Origin of the sequence: Streptomyces katrae (genome assembly GCF_000966975.1) — a bacterium.
GTDB classification, from domain to species: domain Bacteria; phylum Actinomycetota; class Actinomycetes; order Streptomycetales; family Streptomycetaceae; genus Streptomyces; species Streptomyces katrae.
In genome coordinates, this window is record NZ_JZWV01001202.1 from 1 (window position 1) to 346 (window position 346).

Annotated in this window: 2 pseudogenes; both read left to right on the plus strand. The window is 75.1% G+C overall.

The features are described 5' to 3' along the window. Positions 1-198 (plus strand): annotated as a pseudogene (locus tag VR44_RS34955) (DUF6325 family protein); the annotation flags it as partial. A gap of 79 nt (positions 199-277) precedes the next feature. Continuing rightward, positions 278-346, plus strand: a pseudogene (locus VR44_RS47905) (SHOCT domain-containing protein); the annotation flags it as partial.

Consider the following 346-nt stretch of genomic DNA (forward strand, 5'->3'; position numbering starts at 1 on the left):
CTGGGCCAGGACGACCTGGAGGAGGCCGCCAACGCCATCGAGCCCGGCAGCTCCGCCGGACTGCTGGTCTACGAGAACGTCTGGGCGGCGCCGCTCGCCGCCGCACTGCGCCGCGGCGGGGGGCAGCTGGTCGCCTCGGGACGCATCCCCGTCCAGGCGATCCTCGCCTCGCTGGAAGCGGCCGAGGCCGCCTCCTGAGCGCACCGGACACCCACCGACAGCCGACCACACCCCGCCGCCGTCCCCGGGCGGGCGGGAGAGACATCGAAGGACCACCATGCCAGGACTTCTCCGCGGCGTAGCCCGCACCGCCGTGGTCGCGGGAACCGCGACCGCGGTCTCGAAC